Below are 13,626 nucleotides of genomic sequence, written 5' to 3' on the forward strand. Positions count from 1 at the left end.
TAGGGTGGACGAGTACCAGCAGACGATACGAGCCCTGTCTGATCGCATTGTCCTGGCGCAAACGCCCATTCGCGTGCTCGACGCGGTGAAGTGGGACGACAGCATCCGCCAGGGTTTTCTCAAGGCCAAAGGCAAAGAGCCGCCGGCAGTCGATCGCGCCTATTACCAGGGGCGGCCGTTGTCGTTCGACTCCGGTGCGGTGAAGCTCGAGTTCCAGAACATCGAGCGCGACATCACCCGCCAGCTGGGCCAGTTCAACCCGGTCGGGCAGATCATGCGGCGCATGTGCAAGGAGTACCGCATGGTGGTGCGCATGCTCGAAGCGCGCGGCACCGAAGATTTCGGTCTGATCTCCCAGGAACTGTATGGCGCGGCGTCCGATGCCTTCCATGCCGGTGATCCGACCCTGGCCGACCTCGGCCTGATGCTTTCCGACTACCTGAACAACATCGACGGCCGTGGCGACCTCAAGGACGAACCGAAGAACCTCACCGCCAAACAGGCCGTGGAGATGCTCCAGGGCCGTCTGAACAAAGTGTTCAATGAGGCCGAGGACACCATCCGGGTGTTCGAGTCCGATGGCATTGTCGCCGATGCCGCGGCCGGGGCCGACTACATCAAGATCCGCGCCGACGCCATGTTCAACAGCCGCGATGTGCGCGCGCTGGAGGTGCATGAGGGGCTGGTGCATGTGGGCACTACCCTCAACGGCCTGAACCAGCCGATCTGCACCTTTCTGGCCAAGGGCCCGCCCTCGTCGACGGTGACCCAGGAAGGCCTGGCGATCCTCATGGAGGTTATCGCATTCGCCTCTTACCCGAGTCGCCTGCGCAAGCTGACCAACCGCACCCGGGCCATTCACATGGTCGAGGAGGGCGCCGACTTCATGCAGGTCTATGAGTTCTTCCGCGCCCAGGGCTTCGGCATGCCCGAGAGTTATGGCAACGCCAGTCGGGTGTTCCGTGGTTCGGTACCCAATGGCTTGCCATTTACCAAGGACTTGTCCTACCTCAAGGGCTTCATCATGGTTTACAACTATATTCAGTTGGCCGTGCGCAAGGGCAAGCTCGAACAGATCCCCTTGCTGTTCTGCGGCAAGACCACCCTTGAGGACATGCGCACCTTGCGCCAACTGGTCGATGAAGGCCTGGTGGAACCACCCAAATACCTGCCGGAGCAGTTTCGCGACCTCAACGCGCTGTCGGCCTGGATGTGTTTCTCCAACTTCCTCAACCACCTGAGCCTGGACCGGATTGAAGCCGATTATTCGAACATTCTCTGAAGCAGGGCGCGGGTTTTTCGGCCTGCTGCTGGTGTTGCTGAGTCTGGGCGGTTGCAGTTCACTGCTGTTCTACCCCGAGCCTGGCCAGCCGTTCACCCCCGAGAAAGCCAAGCTTGAGTACCGCGACCTGACGCTCACCGCAGCGGACGGTACACGCCTGCACGGCTGGTGGTTACCGGCCAAGGCTGGCGTCGAGGTCAAGGGCACGGTGCTGCACCTGCATGGCAACGGCGGCAACCTGGCCTGGCATCTGGGTGGCAGCTGGTGGCTGCCGGAGCAGGGCTATCAGGTGCTGTTGCTGGACTACCGCGGCTATGGACTGTCCCAGGGCAAGCCGGCGTTGCCGGAGGTTTACCAGGACATTGCCGCGGCACTGGCGTGGCTGGATCAGGCGCCGGAGGTGCAGGGCAAGCCGCAAGTGCTGCTGGGGCAGAGCCTGGGTGGCGCCATGGCCATTCATTACCTGGCCCAGCACCCTGAGCAGGGCCAGCGCTTCAAGGCCCTGGTGTTCGATGGCGTACCGGCCAGTTACCGTCAGGTCGGGCGTTTTGCCCTGAGCAATTCATGGCTGACCTGGCCATTCCAGGTGCCGTTGTCGTGGCTGGTGCCCGATGGCGACAGCGCGATCCATTCGATTGCCCGGCTCAAGGCATCACCGAAGCTGTTTTTCCACAGCATCGACGACCCGATCGTGCCTTTGGTCAACGGCATCCAGCTGTACCAGGCGGCCCCGCCGCCACGCGTGCTGCAACTAACCCGCGGCGGTCATGTGCAGACCTTTGCCGACCACACCTGGCGCCAGGTGATGCTGCGCTTTCTCGATGACCCGGAACATTTCAATGGGCTGCGGCGTCTGGCCGAAGTCCCCAATTACCCTGACGAGACGTCACAATGAGTGAAGAACGCAACGCAATTCCCCTGATCATCACCGGTGTCTGCAGCATCATCGGTACGGTGGGCGCCCTCTGGTATTACGGCTATCTGCATTTCGCCAAACCTGAAGATGCGCTGCTGTTATCCGATTTCACCATGCTCAAGACGGTGCCGGGGGAGGATTACAAGATCTCGCTGAAGCCGGCCAACCAGGTGGCCCAGTGCGTTGATGGCGTGCTGGTGCTGTTCGATATGTCGCAGAAAGGGCTTACCGGGGTGCTGGTGGACAACAAGAAGCAGGCGGTGCGCTGCCTGGGCCAGGAAACGCCGCAGCAGGTTCAGGAGTAACAGCATCGCGGGGGCAAGCCCGCTCCCACCGGGTGATCACCTGTGGGAGCGGGCTTGCCCCGCGATGGCCGTCAATGGCTCGATTTGCTCATGTCCTGCAGATAGCGACGTGACAGGGCCAGGAAACGCGGAGTCGGGCCAATATCCTCATAGAGCGGATCGCCCTCTTCATCAGTGGCGATCACGTGCTGGCCCTGGATATAGGGAAAGCTCGCTTCCAGTTCTTCAAGGGCTGCCCCCAGCAGCTCGCCGAGCAGCTCTTCGGGGCGGCGCTTGGGGTACATTTCAGCCAGGGCGGCCAGACGCGCCGCCGACTCCACATCCAGATGCAGAACATGGCCGGTGGGGCTGAGGCGGCCTTTGGCGTTCTGTTCCCAGTGCCGGGCAAGTTCACGAATTTTCATGATCACCTCATCAATCCTCAGGGCTCTGATTTCAGCGTAGCTTCTGCGCCGCCTTTGGTCTGCCTTGAAAGCATGACCGGTAGTGGGGCACTCTGGGACCAGAGCGGTTTTCCAGGAATGCCGGAGACAAGGCTGATGACTGATATCGATGTGCGCTTGCGTGAAGATGTTCATTTGTTGGGCGAGTTGTTGGGGGACACCATTCGTGAGCAGCACGGCGAAGCGTTTCTGCAAACAATCGAAGACATCCGGCGCAGCGCCAAGGCTGATCGCAGTGGCGCTGCCGAACAGCTGAGCTCGACCCTCAACGACCTGGCTGAAGACGAACTGCTACCGGTGGCGCGGGCCTTTAACCAGTTCCTCAACCTGGCCAACATCGCCGAACAGTATCAGCTGATTCGCCGCCGCGACGCAGGCCAGCCCGACCCATTCGAAGCGCGGGTGCTGCCCGAACTCCTGGCCCGGCTCAAGGCGGCCGGGCACAGTGACGATGCGCTGGCGCGTCAGCTCGGCAAGCTGAGTATCGAGCTGGTGCTGACCGCCCACCCCACCGAAGTGGCACGCCGTACGTTGATCCAGAAGTACGATGCCATCGCCGCGCAATTGGCCGCTCAGGATCATCGCGACCTGATTCCCGCCGAACGCGAGCAGATCCGTGAACGTCTGCAGCGGCTGATCGCCGAAGCCTGGCACACCGAGGAGATCCGCCGCACCCGGCCAACGCCGGTGGATGAGGCCAAGTGGGGCTTTGCGGTGATCGAGCATTCGCTCTGGCACGCCATTCCCCATCATCTGCGCAAAGTCGACAAGGCCCTGCATGAGGCTACCGGCCTGCACCTGCCGCTGGAGGCCGCGCCCATCCGTTTTGCCTCGTGGATGGGCGGTGATCGCGATGGCAACCCCAATGTCACCGCCCCGGTCACCCGCGAAGTGCTGTTGCTGGCGCGCTGGATGGCCGCTGATCTGTTTCTGCGCGATATCGATGCCCTGGCCTCGGAATTGTCCATGCAGCAAGCCAGCGAGGCGCTGAGGGCCAAGGTGGGCGATTCTGCCGAACCTTACCGGGCAGTGCTCAAACAGCTGCGTGATCGCCTGCGCGAAACCCGTGCCTGGGCACACAGCGCCTTGCACGCGCCGCAAACACCTTCGCCTTTGGTGTTGCAGCATAACCATGACCTGTTCGAGCCCTTGCACCTGTGTTTCGAATCGCTGCACGCCTGTGGCATGGGGGTGATCGCCAATGGTCCGTTGCTTGACTGCCTGCGCCGGGCAGTGACGTTCGGCCTGTTTCTGGTGCGTCTGGACGTACGTCAGGATGCCGCCCGGCATACCGCAGCGCTGAGTGAGATCACCGAGTACCTGGGACTGGGACGTTACGCCGAGTGGGATGAGGACGCGCGCATCGCCTTCCTGCAGCAGGAACTCAACAGCCGGCGGCCGCTGCTGCCCGGCTACTTCAAACCACAGGCTGACACCGCCGAGGTGCTCGCCACCTGTCGCGAGATCGCTGCCGCGCCTGCCGCGTCCTTGGGCTCTTATGTGATTTCCATGGCCGGTGCCGCTTCCGATGTGCTCGCCGTGCAGCTGCTGCTCAAGGAAGCCGGTGTCCTGCGGCCAATGCGCGTGGTGCCGCTGTTCGAAACTCTCGCAGACCTTGATAACGCAGGCCCGGTGATGGAGCGCCTGCTGGGTTTGCCGGGCTACCGCAGCGCCTTGCACGGCCCGCAGGAAGTGATGATCGGCTACTCCGATTCGGCCAAGGACGCTGGCACCACGGCGGCCGCCTGGGCCCAGTACCGCGCGCAGGAGACCCTGGTGCGGATCTGTCGTGAACAGGAGGTCGAGTTGCTGCTGTTCCACGGTCGCGGCGGCACCGTCGGGCGTGGCGGCGGCCCGGCCCATGCGGCGATCCTGTCGCAACCACCGGGCTCGGTGGCGGGACGTTTCCGCACCACCGAACAGGGTGAGATGATCCGCTTCAAGTTCGGCCTGCCGGACATCGCCGAACAGAACCTCAACCTGTACCTGGCAGCGGTGCTGGAGGCGACCTTGCTGCCGCCACCGCCGCCGCAGCCGGCCTGGCGCGCGTTGATGGACGAGTTGGCCGCCGATGGGGTCAAGGCTTACCGTGGGGTGGTGCGCGACAACCCTGAATTTGTCGAATATTTCCGCCAGTCCACCCCGGAGCAGGAACTGGGGCGCTTGCCTCTGGGCAGCCGCCCGGCCAAACGCCGTGCCGGCGGTATTGAAAGCCTGCGGGCGATTCCGTGGATTTTCGGTTGGACCCAGACCCGGCTGATGCTCCCGGCCTGGCTCGGCTGGGAGGCGGCGTTGAACAACGCTTTGAGCCGCGGGCAGGGTGAATTGCTCGCCGAGATGCGCGAGCAGTGGCCATTCTTCCGTACCCGCATCGACATGCTGGAAATGGTGCTGGCCAAGGCCGATGCGGAAATCGCCCGCTCCTACGACGAACGTCTAGTGCAACCAGAACTGCGACCTTTGGGTGCACATTTGCGCGACCTATTGTCGCAGGCGTGCCAGGTGGTGCTGGGCCTGACCGGGCAGCCGGTGCTACTGGCGCACAGTCCGGAGACCCTGGAATTCATCCGTCTGCGCAACACCTACCTGGACCCGCTACATCTATTGCAGGCCGAGCTGCTGGCGCGTTCGCGCAAGCGCGAAGCCGCTCTGGACAGCCCGCTGGAGCAGGCTCTGCTGGTCACTGTCGCGGGCATTGCGGCCGGCTTGCGCAATACCGGTTGAGATAAATCGCCGCACCGCCGAGGGGCTGCAAAGAGAGGGGAGAATGCTTGCAAAGCAATAGGTTGCGCTCGGCGCAACCTGTGCTTTGCAACGCTGATGTGTGCGGTTTTTTCCGACTTTCGAGCGCTTGTGTGGCTTGAAGGCGCTGTGTATCTTGAGCAGCCTTCTGACCGATTTGTGGTCATGACCCAATTCCGGACTTGGCCCTCTGCGCCGACTCCATTGATTTGCTTACAAAAATGAGGAGCACAATATGCGCGTGATTCTGCTGGGAGCTCCCGGGGCCGGTAAAGGTACTCAGGCAAAGTTCATCACCGAAAAATTCGCCATTCCGCAGATCTCCACTGGCGACATGCTGCGCGCCGCTGTCAAGGCCGGCACCCCGCTGGGTCTGGAAGCCAAGGCGATCATGGACGCTGGCAAGCTGGTTTCCGACGAGCTGATCATCAACCTGGTCAAGGATCGCATCGCCCAGCCTGACTGCGCGAACGGCTTCCTGTTCGACGGTTTCCCGCGCACCATCCCTCAGGCTGAAGCCCTGGTGACTGCCGGTGTCGAGCTGGATGCCGTGGTTGAAATCGCCGTCGCCGACGAAGAAATCGTTCAGCGTATTGCCGGTCGCCGCGTTCACGAAGGTTCGGGCCGCGTCTACCACGTGGTCTACAATCCGCCGAAGGTTGAAGGCCAGGACGACGAAACCGGCGAGCCGCTGGTACAGCGTAAAGACGACACCGAAGAAACCGTGCGTCATCGCCTGTCGGTCTATCACGACCAGACCAAGCCACTGGTAGACTTCTACCAGAAGCTGTCGGCTGCCAATGGCGGCAAGCCGAAGTACGCGCATATCGAAGGCGTGGGCTCGGTTGACTCCATCACTACCAAGGTGCTGGCAGCTCTGAGCTGATTGCGACCCGATAGTGCAGACAACGGCCCGCTTGCGGGCCGTTGTTGTTTATAATGCCGCTCTTTTTTCTTTCGCCTGGATACACCGATGACCACCTTGCTGGCCCTGGATACCGCCACTGAAGCCTGCTCCGTTGCCTTGCTGCATGACGGCAAGGTTTCCAGCCATTACGAGGTGATCCCGCGCCTGCACGCCCAGAAGCTGCTGCCGATGATCCAGCAGCTGCTGGCCGACGCTGGCACCACCCTGGCGGCGGTTGATGCAATTGCCTTCGGACGTGGGCCGGGGGCCTTCACCGGCGTACGTATCGCCATCGGCGTGGTTCAGGGCCTGGCTTTTGCCCTGGAGCGCCCGGTGCTGCCGGTGTCCAACCTGGCGGTACTGGCCCAGCGTGCCTTGCGTGAGCAGGGCGTGAACCAGGTCGCGGCGGCCATCGATGCGCGCATGGATGAGGTGTACTGGGGCTGCTATCACAACGTCGACGGGGAAATGCGTCTGCTGGGCAGCGAAGCGGTGCTGCCACCCGAGCGCGCCGTTCTGCCTGAGGGCGCCAGCGGCGAATGGTATGGCGCCGGCACAGGTTGGGGCTACGCTGAGCGTATCCCGGTGGTGCTCAGCGGTCAGGATGCCAGCCTTCTGCCGCATGCCCAGGACCTGCTGAGCCTGGCTACTTTCGCCTGGCAACGCGGCGAGGCCATCGCTGCCGATCAGGCCCAGCCGGTGTACCTGCGCGACAATGTGGCGACCCCGAAAGCGCGCTGAGTGCTGTTCGTCGGTTATTCCCAGGTCAGATAAAACCTTTTGCCCGAACTGTGGTCCAGTTATCAATCGGGCATTAGCGCAGGCGCGCCGGTGCTGCTAAATTGCCATCATTGCTCCTGAGAAGATCGCCATGCGTATCGACGGTTTTTCCTCACAGTCCTATCCGATCAAACGGGCCCCGCGCAGAGCGCCGGTTCGCAGTGATGACGTGGACGAGGATCTGCCGGGCGAATTCGAAGTGCAGCCCCAGGCCAGCACTGGCCAGGCCCGTAGCGGCGGGTTGCCTGCGCGTCAGCAGGACATGATCTTTCCCCGGGCGCGCAACAAACGCACCGCCCAGGCCCTGACCAGCTACCTGACCACCGCAGGTTTTGTCGACTGGGAGATGGAAGTGCTGGGGTTGGACCTGTACATTTGATGGATGAGTCTGTCCACGCTTCCCTATTTTCTCGGTTGTCCCTCCTGGAGTGAAAACGCCTGGCGCGAATACCTGTACCCGGCGGATGCGAAAACCAGCGAGTTTCTCGGCCTCTACAGCCAGGTCTTCAATGCGGTAGAAGGCAACACCACCTTTTATGCCCGGCCGGCACCGGCGACTATCGAACGCTGGGCGCAGATCATGCCCGCGCACTTTCGATTCACCGCCAAGTTCCCCGGCGATATCAGCCACGGCGGTGACTTGCGTGAGCAACTGGCCGCGGCGCAGACCTTCGTTGACCTGCTCAAGCCGCTGGGGTCACGGGTGGCGCCCTATTGGCTGCAATTGCCGGCCACATTCGGCCCGGCGCGGATAGCAGAGCTGGTCGCCTTTCTGGACGAAATCGATGTGCCTGTCGCCGTCGAAGTGCGCAACCGTGCATTCTTCGCCAAGGGTGATGAAGAGCGCCTGCTCAATCGCTTGCTGCAGGGGCGTGGCGTCGAGCGCATCTGCCTGGATCCGCGCGCGCTGTTCAGCTGTACTGCGGATGATCCGGGCGTGCTCCATGCCCAGTCGAAAAAGCCGCGGGTACCGCCGCGCCCGACCGCCTTCAGTCAGCATCCGCAAGTGCGCTTTATCGGCCACCCGGAACTGGCGGCCAACGAACCCTTTCTGATGCCATGGATAGACAAAGTGGCGGCGTGGATCGAGGAAGGGCGCAGCCCCTACGTTTTCCTGCATACTGCCGATAATCGCCTGGCCGCTGCCCTGGCGCAGCGTTTCCATCGGGGACTGATGGAGCGCCTGCCGGGATTGCCGGCCTTGCCTGAACTGGACAGGACGCCGGAGGCCGAACAGCTCGGCCTGCTCTGAAGGCGTCCTGCCGCCTGCCCGGGAGTCGTGATCATGGATGTGCAAACCCTGCGTGCCGAAGCCTTCAAAGCCCTGCATGAGCGCGATCGTGCCTTTGTGATTCCCAACCCTTGGGATGCTGGCTCCGCCAAGCTGCTGGCCAGCCTCGGTTTCGAGGCGCTGGCCACCACCAGTGCCGGCCTGGCGTTCTCCCTGGGGCGGCCGGATGCCGAAGGCGCCATGACCCTGGCAGAAACCCTGGACAATGTCCGCGCCATTGTCGATGCCACGGCGCTGCCGGTGGCGGCCGATCTGGAGAACGGTTTCAGCGATGACCCCAAAGGTTGTGCCGAGGCGATTCTGTTGGGCGCGCAGGCAGGCCTGGTGGGCGGTTCCATCGAGGATGCCAGCGGCAATCCCGATGAGCCGATCTACAGCTTCCACCACGCCGTGGAGCGGGTCGAAGCGGCGGTGGCCGCTGCGCGCAGTCTGGACTTCCCCTTCATGCTCTGTGCCCGCGCGGAAAACCTGCTGCATGGGCGCATGGACCTGGATGACACCATCGCCCGCCTGCAGGCTTTTGCCGAAGCCGGGGCGGATGTCCTGTATGCCCCGGGATTGCGTACGGCAGATGAAATCCGCGCGGTGGTCCAGGCCGTGGCGCCGAAACCCGTGAACGTGCTGATGGGCATGAAAGGCGTGCAATTGGGTGTCAACCAGTTGCAGGACCTGGGCGTGCGGCGCATCAGTGTCGGCTCGTCGCTGATGCGTGCAGCCTATGGCGCGTTTTACCGGGGCGCCGAGGAAATCCTCGGCCAGGGCACGTTCACCTATGGTGAACAGGCAATGCCGTTCGATCAGTTGAACCAGCTGTTCAGGCGTTGAGCCGGTATGCGTAAGTGGTTAGTGCTGCTGTGCCTGGTATCGGTTGGTCTGTCGCTGTATGCCTGGCGTCAGGGCTGGCGCCTGCCGGATCCCTGGAATCCCTGGGCGGTGCTTGATGTGCGTGAACCGCCGAACCTGCTGACCGCTTATAAACTCGGGCGCTTGCAGGACAATCCGCAGCTCTGCGCGCAAGCCCTGGCGACTTCGGAGCTGCGCTACCGCCAACAGGCAGACAGCTCGCCTGAGGCACCCTGTCCGCTGGAAAATGTGTTGCGCATCGAAGGCTCGTCGGTGCGCCTGAGCAGCAGCTTCCTGGCCAGTTGCCCATTGGCGGTGGCCTACGCACTGTTCGAACGGCATGCCTTGCAGCCTGCGGCGCAGCGCGCATTTTCCCAGGCCGTGGTGCAAGTCGATCACCTAGGCAGCTATGCCTGTCGCAACATGTACAACCGCAAGGACGGCCGGCTCAGCCAGCATGCTTCGGCCAACGCCCTGGATATCGCCGGTTTTCGTCTGGCCGACGGTCAGCGCATCCAGTTGCTCAAGGACTGGCCGGGGGAGGGCGCCAAGGCCCGCTTTCTAAGGGATGTGCATGCCAGTGCCTGTGACAGTTTCAATACTGTGCTGGGACCGGACTACAACGCTGCCCATCGCAATCACTTCCATCTGGATATGGGCTTCTGGCAGATCTGCCGCTGAGGCTTCAGGCGGCGATGCGTACGTTGTTCAGCACCACTGGGCGGGCCCAGCGGGTGTCGAAGTCGAGTGCCGATTGCTGGGCGACCAGGGTCGGTTCGTCGAAGGGTTCAGGTGCCTTATCCAGCAGTTCTATCTCGAACTCGGCGATAGGCAGGTACAGTGCTTTTGGTGCAGGTCCTGGCCCGGGCTCCGGCAGCGGCTGGCCCTGGCTCATGACCACCGGGCGAACCCAGGTATTGCTGATATCCAGCTGGCGCTGTTGTTCGATCAGTTCGACGTCGCTGAAGGGTGGCGCGAGCTTTTCCAGCAGCTGCGGTTCGAACTCGGCGATCGGCAGGAACAAGGGTTCGGGTGGGGCGATCTCGGTGTCCTGGACGTTGCACAGGCGCTGTGTATGAATCTGCGCCAGGACCCGGCCAGCGCCCAGGGGCTCGCCAGTGGCCTTGTCGAATTGCTCGGCGACGACGCTGTCCGCTTGTGTTGCTTCAGCCTGTTGCTCGGCCAGGGCGCGGGCAAAAAAATCCTGCCACAGGTGGCTGACGCCGCCAAGTGCCTGGGTATTGTGCCGGCCATAATCGCCAACGGGCGATAAGTAACCTGAGCTGAGCTGAAGAATGTCGGTCATGGCAGTCGCGGGCCGTGAAGGTCTGGCAAAATAGCGAATACTTCGTATATCGGCCGTGGCCGGCGATCATTTAATTTTTTTGAGTACAGGATTTGAAGGTGGAGCAACTGGCGGACGGTGGTATCCGGGTCGAGGCACTGACAGCCGATTATCAGGCCAAGGCTCAAAAGTGGGCGCAGCGCCTGGACCTGCCTGTGGCGGACGATAATGCGGCTTTCGCCGTGCAGGTCGGTGAAAACGGCCTGCAGATCCAGCAGCTCGGACCACAGGCGCCCGGCCCGGTACGTGTCGACTTTGTCGAAGGCGCGGCAGCGCACCGACGGGTGTTCGGTGGCGGCAGCGGGCAGATGATTGCCAAGGCCGTGGGCATTGCCCAGGGTGTGCGCCCGCAGGTGCTCGATGCCACGGCGGGGTTGGGTAAGGATGCCTTCGTACTGGCCAGCCTGGGGTGCCAGATGACCCTGATCGAGCGCCAGCCGCTGGTTGCCGCGCTGCTGGAGGATGGTCTGGCACGGGCTGCGACTGACGCCGAGGTCGGCCCGATCGTCGCGCGCATGCAACTGCTCACCGGTAACGCCATCGAGCGCATGCGCAACTGGCAGGGCGAGCCGCCACAGGTGATCTACCTCGACCCGATGTTCCCGCATCGGGACAAGAGCGCCCTGGTGAAAAAGGAAATGCGCGTATTCCGCCCCCTGGTCGGCGATGACCTGGACGCGCCAGCGCTGCTTGAAGCAGCCTTGGCGCTGGCCAGCCACCGGGTGGTGGTCAAGCGCCCGCGCAAGGCGCCGATCATCGACGGGCCCAAGCCCAGCCACAGCCTGGAAGGCAAGTCGAGCCGCTACGACATCTACCCGAAGAAGGCCCTCAAGGCCTGATCAGGGCCGATAGGCGCGCATGAACATCGTCACCACTTCTTCGACATGGGCCTGGGCGGCTTCGGCGTCCAGGGCCGGGGCATAGCCGAGCAGCAGGCGATAGTTCGGCGCGCCCTTGAGCAGGCAGAAGAAGTGTTCTGCTGCCCTGTCGGGGTGCTCGATGCGCAACAGGCCGCGCTGGTCGACGCGCTGCAGCAACACCTCCATTTCGCGCAGCACCCGCAACGGGCCGGCTTCGAAGAAGATCTGGCTGAGCTTGGGGTCCTGGGTGCCGAGAGTCATGATCAGCCGGGTCAGTTGCACTGACTGGTCGCTGCTGATCAATGCCTGAAAACCACAACCGATATTGAGCAGCACCTGTTCCAGCGGCACGCCGTCGGGCAGCTCGAAGATCAGCTCCGGCAACTGCGCCGTACAGGTGGCCGAAATCGCCGCGGTGAACAGCGTTTCCTTGTCAGTGAAGTGGCTGTAGACCGTCAATTTTGAAACACCTGCCGCTGTCGCGACCGCATCCATGCTGGTGCTGGCATAGCCAAGGGTAAGAAACAGCTGCTTGGCCGCCTCGAGAATGGCCTGGCGCTTTGCCAGGTCCTTGGGCCGGCCGGGGCCGACGGGAGCGGTGAGATCGTTGGGCATGGGTAACTTGTACAGATTCCGGTAAGTGGACATGGTACATCGCCGACCCTTCCCGGGCTGGCAGATATCGTCATAACGAAAGCCTGTTAATGCGTTTTTTCTCTTGACCTGACGCTTCCCCGGGGGAGTACGCTGATTTAATATACTCGCCAGTATAAATATTCAAAGCGTCACTCGCGAAAGGTCATTCATCATGTTGCGCCATGCCTTGCCCCTCGCTCTGCCTGTCGGCCTCGCCTTGCTGCTCACTGCCTGCGGGCAGGAGAGCGCGCCACAGACTTCCCTGCGCCCCGCCATGGTGGTGCAGCCGCAACCGGCCAGCGCCGCTGCCGACAGCTATCCGGGCGAGGTGCGTGCGCGCTTCGAGCCGGAGCTGGCGTTCCGGATCGGCGGCAAGGTCAGCAAGCGTCTGGTGGAGGAGGGGCAGCGGGTCAAGGCCGAGCAACCGTTGGCCGAACTCGACCCGCAGGATGTGCGCCTGCAGCTGGAGGCCAGCCGCGCGCAACTGGCCGCCGCCGAAGCCAACCTGAACCTGGTCAAGGCCGAGCGTGACCGCTACAAGACCCTGCTCGACCGGCAGATGGTCAGCCGCTCCCAGTACGACAATAGCGAAAACCTCTACCGTGCCGGTCTTGCCCGCCTCAAACAGGTGCGGGCCGAATTCGACGTGGCCGGCAACCAGGCTGAATACGCCGTGCTGCGCGCCTCGCAGGACGGGGTGATCGCCAAGCGTCAGGTCGAAGTGGGCCAGGTGGTTGCCGCCGGTCAGACCGTGTTCACCCTGGCTGCCGATGGCGAGCGTGAGGTGTTGATCGGCCTGCCTGAGCAGCAATTCGGGCGCTTCAAGGTCGGTCAGCCGGTGGCGGTCGAGCTGTGGTCGCAACCGGATCAACGCTTCAACGGGCGCATTCGCGAACTGTCACCGTCGGCCGATCCGCGTTCACGGACCTACGCCGCGCGGATCGCCTTCAGTGCTGGCAAGGTACCGGCGGAGCTTGGCCAGAGCGCCCGGGTGTTCATCCAGCATGCCGAACAGGTGCCGCTGGCGGTACCGCTGTCGGCGCTGACCGCGGAGAACGGCCAGACCTACGTCTGGCGTGTGGATGCCAACAACACCCTCAAGCGTGTTCCAGTGCGCGTGGGGGCTTATGGCGAAAACAGTGTTCCAGTACTCGAAGGCCTCAATGCTTCGGACTGGATAGTGGCGGCCGGCGTACATGTGCTCCAGGAGGGGCAACAGGTGCGTCCGGTGGATCGTTCCAATCGTGTGGTGAATCTGGCGGCCAAGGAGTAAGTC

15 protein-coding genes are annotated in these 13,626 nt (G+C 62.9%); 12 read left to right on the forward strand and 3 right to left on the reverse strand.

Annotated elements, in window-relative coordinates; genetic code table 11:
• The first annotated feature begins 4 nt into the window (after positions 1-4).
• From AC07OF_RS04390 to AC07OF_RS04400, 3 genes are read left to right on the forward strand one after another with little or no spacing between them, the layout of a single operon-like run.
• Positions 5-1,282, forward strand: coding sequence for a flavohemoglobin expression-modulating QEGLA motif protein (locus tag AC07OF_RS04390; RefSeq protein WP_038614088.1), 1,278 nt, complete (start codon positions 5-7; stop codon positions 1,280-1,282).
• Positions 1,254-2,177 carry an alpha/beta hydrolase gene (locus tag AC07OF_RS04395; RefSeq protein WP_157193777.1) on the forward strand — a complete coding sequence of 308 codons (924 nt, stop codon included), beginning with the start codon at positions 1,254-1,256 and terminating at the stop codon, positions 2,175-2,177. The genes AC07OF_RS04390 and AC07OF_RS04395 overlap by 29 nt, the downstream gene beginning before the upstream one ends.
• Positions 2,174-2,503 (forward strand): PA3694 family proteiin, encoded by a 330-nt coding sequence (locus AC07OF_RS04400; RefSeq protein WP_157193775.1) that lies wholly within the window; start codon positions 2,174-2,176, stop codon positions 2,501-2,503. Before AC07OF_RS04395 ends, AC07OF_RS04400 begins: the two co-directional genes overlap by 4 nt.
• Before the next feature lie 71 nt (positions 2,504-2,574).
• Here AC07OF_RS04400 and AC07OF_RS04405 read toward each other — a convergent pair whose 3' ends face one another.
• Positions 2,575-2,907, reverse strand: coding sequence for a hypothetical protein (locus AC07OF_RS04405; protein ID WP_038614081.1), 333 nt, complete (start codon positions 2,905-2,907; stop codon positions 2,575-2,577).
• Positions 2,908-3,042: 135 nt separating this feature from the next.
• On the opposite strand from AC07OF_RS04405, the gene ppc reads away from it, so the two are divergent.
• The 7 genes from ppc (at position 3,043) to AC07OF_RS04440 (ending at position 10,190) form a co-directional block, all read left to right on the forward strand.
• The gene (ppc, locus tag AC07OF_RS04410; protein ID WP_495072599.1) at positions 3,043-5,670 is read left to right on the forward strand and encodes a phosphoenolpyruvate carboxylase; all 2,628 of its coding nucleotides are present in this window, start codon (positions 3,043-3,045) and stop codon (positions 5,668-5,670) included.
• A gap of 253 nt (positions 5,671-5,923) precedes the next feature.
• A complete protein-coding gene (gene adk / locus AC07OF_RS04415) occupies positions 5,924-6,574 on the forward strand; it encodes an adenylate kinase (protein ID WP_495072600.1) in 651 nt (216 codons plus the stop codon).
• An 87-nt stretch (positions 6,575-6,661) separates the two neighbouring features.
• A complete protein-coding gene (tsaB, locus tag AC07OF_RS04420) occupies positions 6,662-7,336 on the forward strand; it encodes a tRNA (adenosine(37)-N6)-threonylcarbamoyltransferase complex dimerization subunit type 1 TsaB (RefSeq protein ID WP_157193769.1) in 675 nt (224 codons plus the stop codon).
• Positions 7,337-7,466: 130 nt separating this feature from the next.
• A complete protein-coding gene (locus AC07OF_RS04425) occupies positions 7,467-7,754 on the forward strand; it encodes a hypothetical protein (protein ID WP_038614070.1) in 288 nt (95 codons plus the stop codon).
• Positions 7,755-7,757: 3 nt separating this feature from the next.
• Complete coding sequence (locus AC07OF_RS04430; protein ID WP_495072601.1) at positions 7,758-8,627, forward strand: DUF72 domain-containing protein; 870 nt, start codon at positions 7,758-7,760, stop codon at positions 8,625-8,627.
• Between the two features lie 33 nt (positions 8,628-8,660).
• Positions 8,661-9,491: an isocitrate lyase/PEP mutase family protein gene (locus tag AC07OF_RS04435; protein ID WP_342623080.1), complete on the forward strand. Its 831-nt coding sequence runs from the start codon at positions 8,661-8,663 to the stop codon at positions 9,489-9,491.
• Positions 9,492-9,497: 6 nt separating this feature from the next.
• Positions 9,498-10,190, forward strand: a complete 693-nt coding sequence (locus AC07OF_RS04440) for an extensin-like domain-containing protein (protein WP_157193763.1) — start codon at positions 9,498-9,500, stop codon at positions 10,188-10,190.
• A 4-nt stretch (positions 10,191-10,194) separates the two neighbouring features.
• On the opposite strand, the gene AC07OF_RS04445 is transcribed toward AC07OF_RS04440, so the two are convergent.
• Entirely contained in the window at positions 10,195-10,815 is a 621-nt protein-coding gene (locus AC07OF_RS04445) for an energy transducer TonB (protein ID WP_476445919.1), read from the reverse strand.
• 98 nt (positions 10,816-10,913) lie between these two features.
• On the opposite strand from AC07OF_RS04445, the gene AC07OF_RS04450 reads away from it, so the two are divergent.
• On the forward strand, positions 10,914-11,693 hold the full coding sequence (locus tag AC07OF_RS04450; protein ID WP_495072602.1) for a class I SAM-dependent methyltransferase: 780 nt from the start codon (positions 10,914-10,916) through the stop codon (positions 11,691-11,693).
• Here the strand turns inward: AC07OF_RS04450 and AC07OF_RS04455 are convergent, their stop codons facing one another.
• Entirely contained in the window at positions 11,694-12,329 is a 636-nt protein-coding gene (locus AC07OF_RS04455) for a TetR/AcrR family transcriptional regulator (RefSeq protein ID WP_476447501.1), read from the reverse strand. It abuts the gene before it with no gap.
• A gap of 193 nt (positions 12,330-12,522) precedes the next feature.
• Between AC07OF_RS04455 and AC07OF_RS04460 the strand changes: the two genes are divergently transcribed.
• Positions 12,523-13,623, forward strand: coding sequence for an efflux RND transporter periplasmic adaptor subunit (locus tag AC07OF_RS04460; RefSeq protein ID WP_157193759.1), 1,101 nt, complete (start codon positions 12,523-12,525; stop codon positions 13,621-13,623).
• Positions 13,624-13,626: the final 3 nt, after the last annotated feature.

It is taken from the genome of Pseudomonas sp. GW821-FHT10B02, from assembly GCF_059415665.1.

Coding starts and splice junctions, on each gene's coding strand:
- AC07OF_RS04400 (WP_157193775.1), top strand. CDS start 2,174: ATGAGTGAAGAACGCAACGCAATTCCCCTGATCATCACCGGTGTCTGC.
- ppc (WP_495072599.1), top strand. CDS start 3,043: ATGACTGATATCGATGTGCGCTTGCGTGAAGATGTTCATTTGTTGGGC.
- tsaB (WP_157193769.1), top strand. CDS start 6,662: ATGACCACCTTGCTGGCCCTGGATACCGCCACTGAAGCCTGCTCCGTT.
- AC07OF_RS04455 (WP_476447501.1), bottom strand. CDS start 12,329: ATGCCCAACGATCTCACCGCTCCCGTCGGCCCCGGCCGGCCCAAGGAC.
- AC07OF_RS04425 (WP_038614070.1), top strand. CDS start 7,467: ATGCGTATCGACGGTTTTTCCTCACAGTCCTATCCGATCAAACGGGCC.
- AC07OF_RS04445 (WP_476445919.1), bottom strand. CDS start 10,815: ATGACCGACATTCTTCAGCTCAGCTCAGGTTACTTATCGCCCGTTGGC.
- AC07OF_RS04435 (WP_342623080.1), top strand. CDS start 8,661: ATGGATGTGCAAACCCTGCGTGCCGAAGCCTTCAAAGCCCTGCATGAG.
- AC07OF_RS04440 (WP_157193763.1), top strand. CDS start 9,498: ATGCGTAAGTGGTTAGTGCTGCTGTGCCTGGTATCGGTTGGTCTGTCG.
- AC07OF_RS04430 (WP_495072601.1), top strand. CDS start 7,758: ATGAGTCTGTCCACGCTTCCCTATTTTCTCGGTTGTCCCTCCTGGAGT.
- AC07OF_RS04460 (WP_157193759.1), top strand. CDS start 12,523: ATGTTGCGCCATGCCTTGCCCCTCGCTCTGCCTGTCGGCCTCGCCTTG.
- adk (WP_495072600.1), top strand. CDS start 5,924: ATGCGCGTGATTCTGCTGGGAGCTCCCGGGGCCGGTAAAGGTACTCAG.
- AC07OF_RS04405 (WP_038614081.1), bottom strand. CDS start 2,907: ATGAAAATTCGTGAACTTGCCCGGCACTGGGAACAGAACGCCAAAGGC.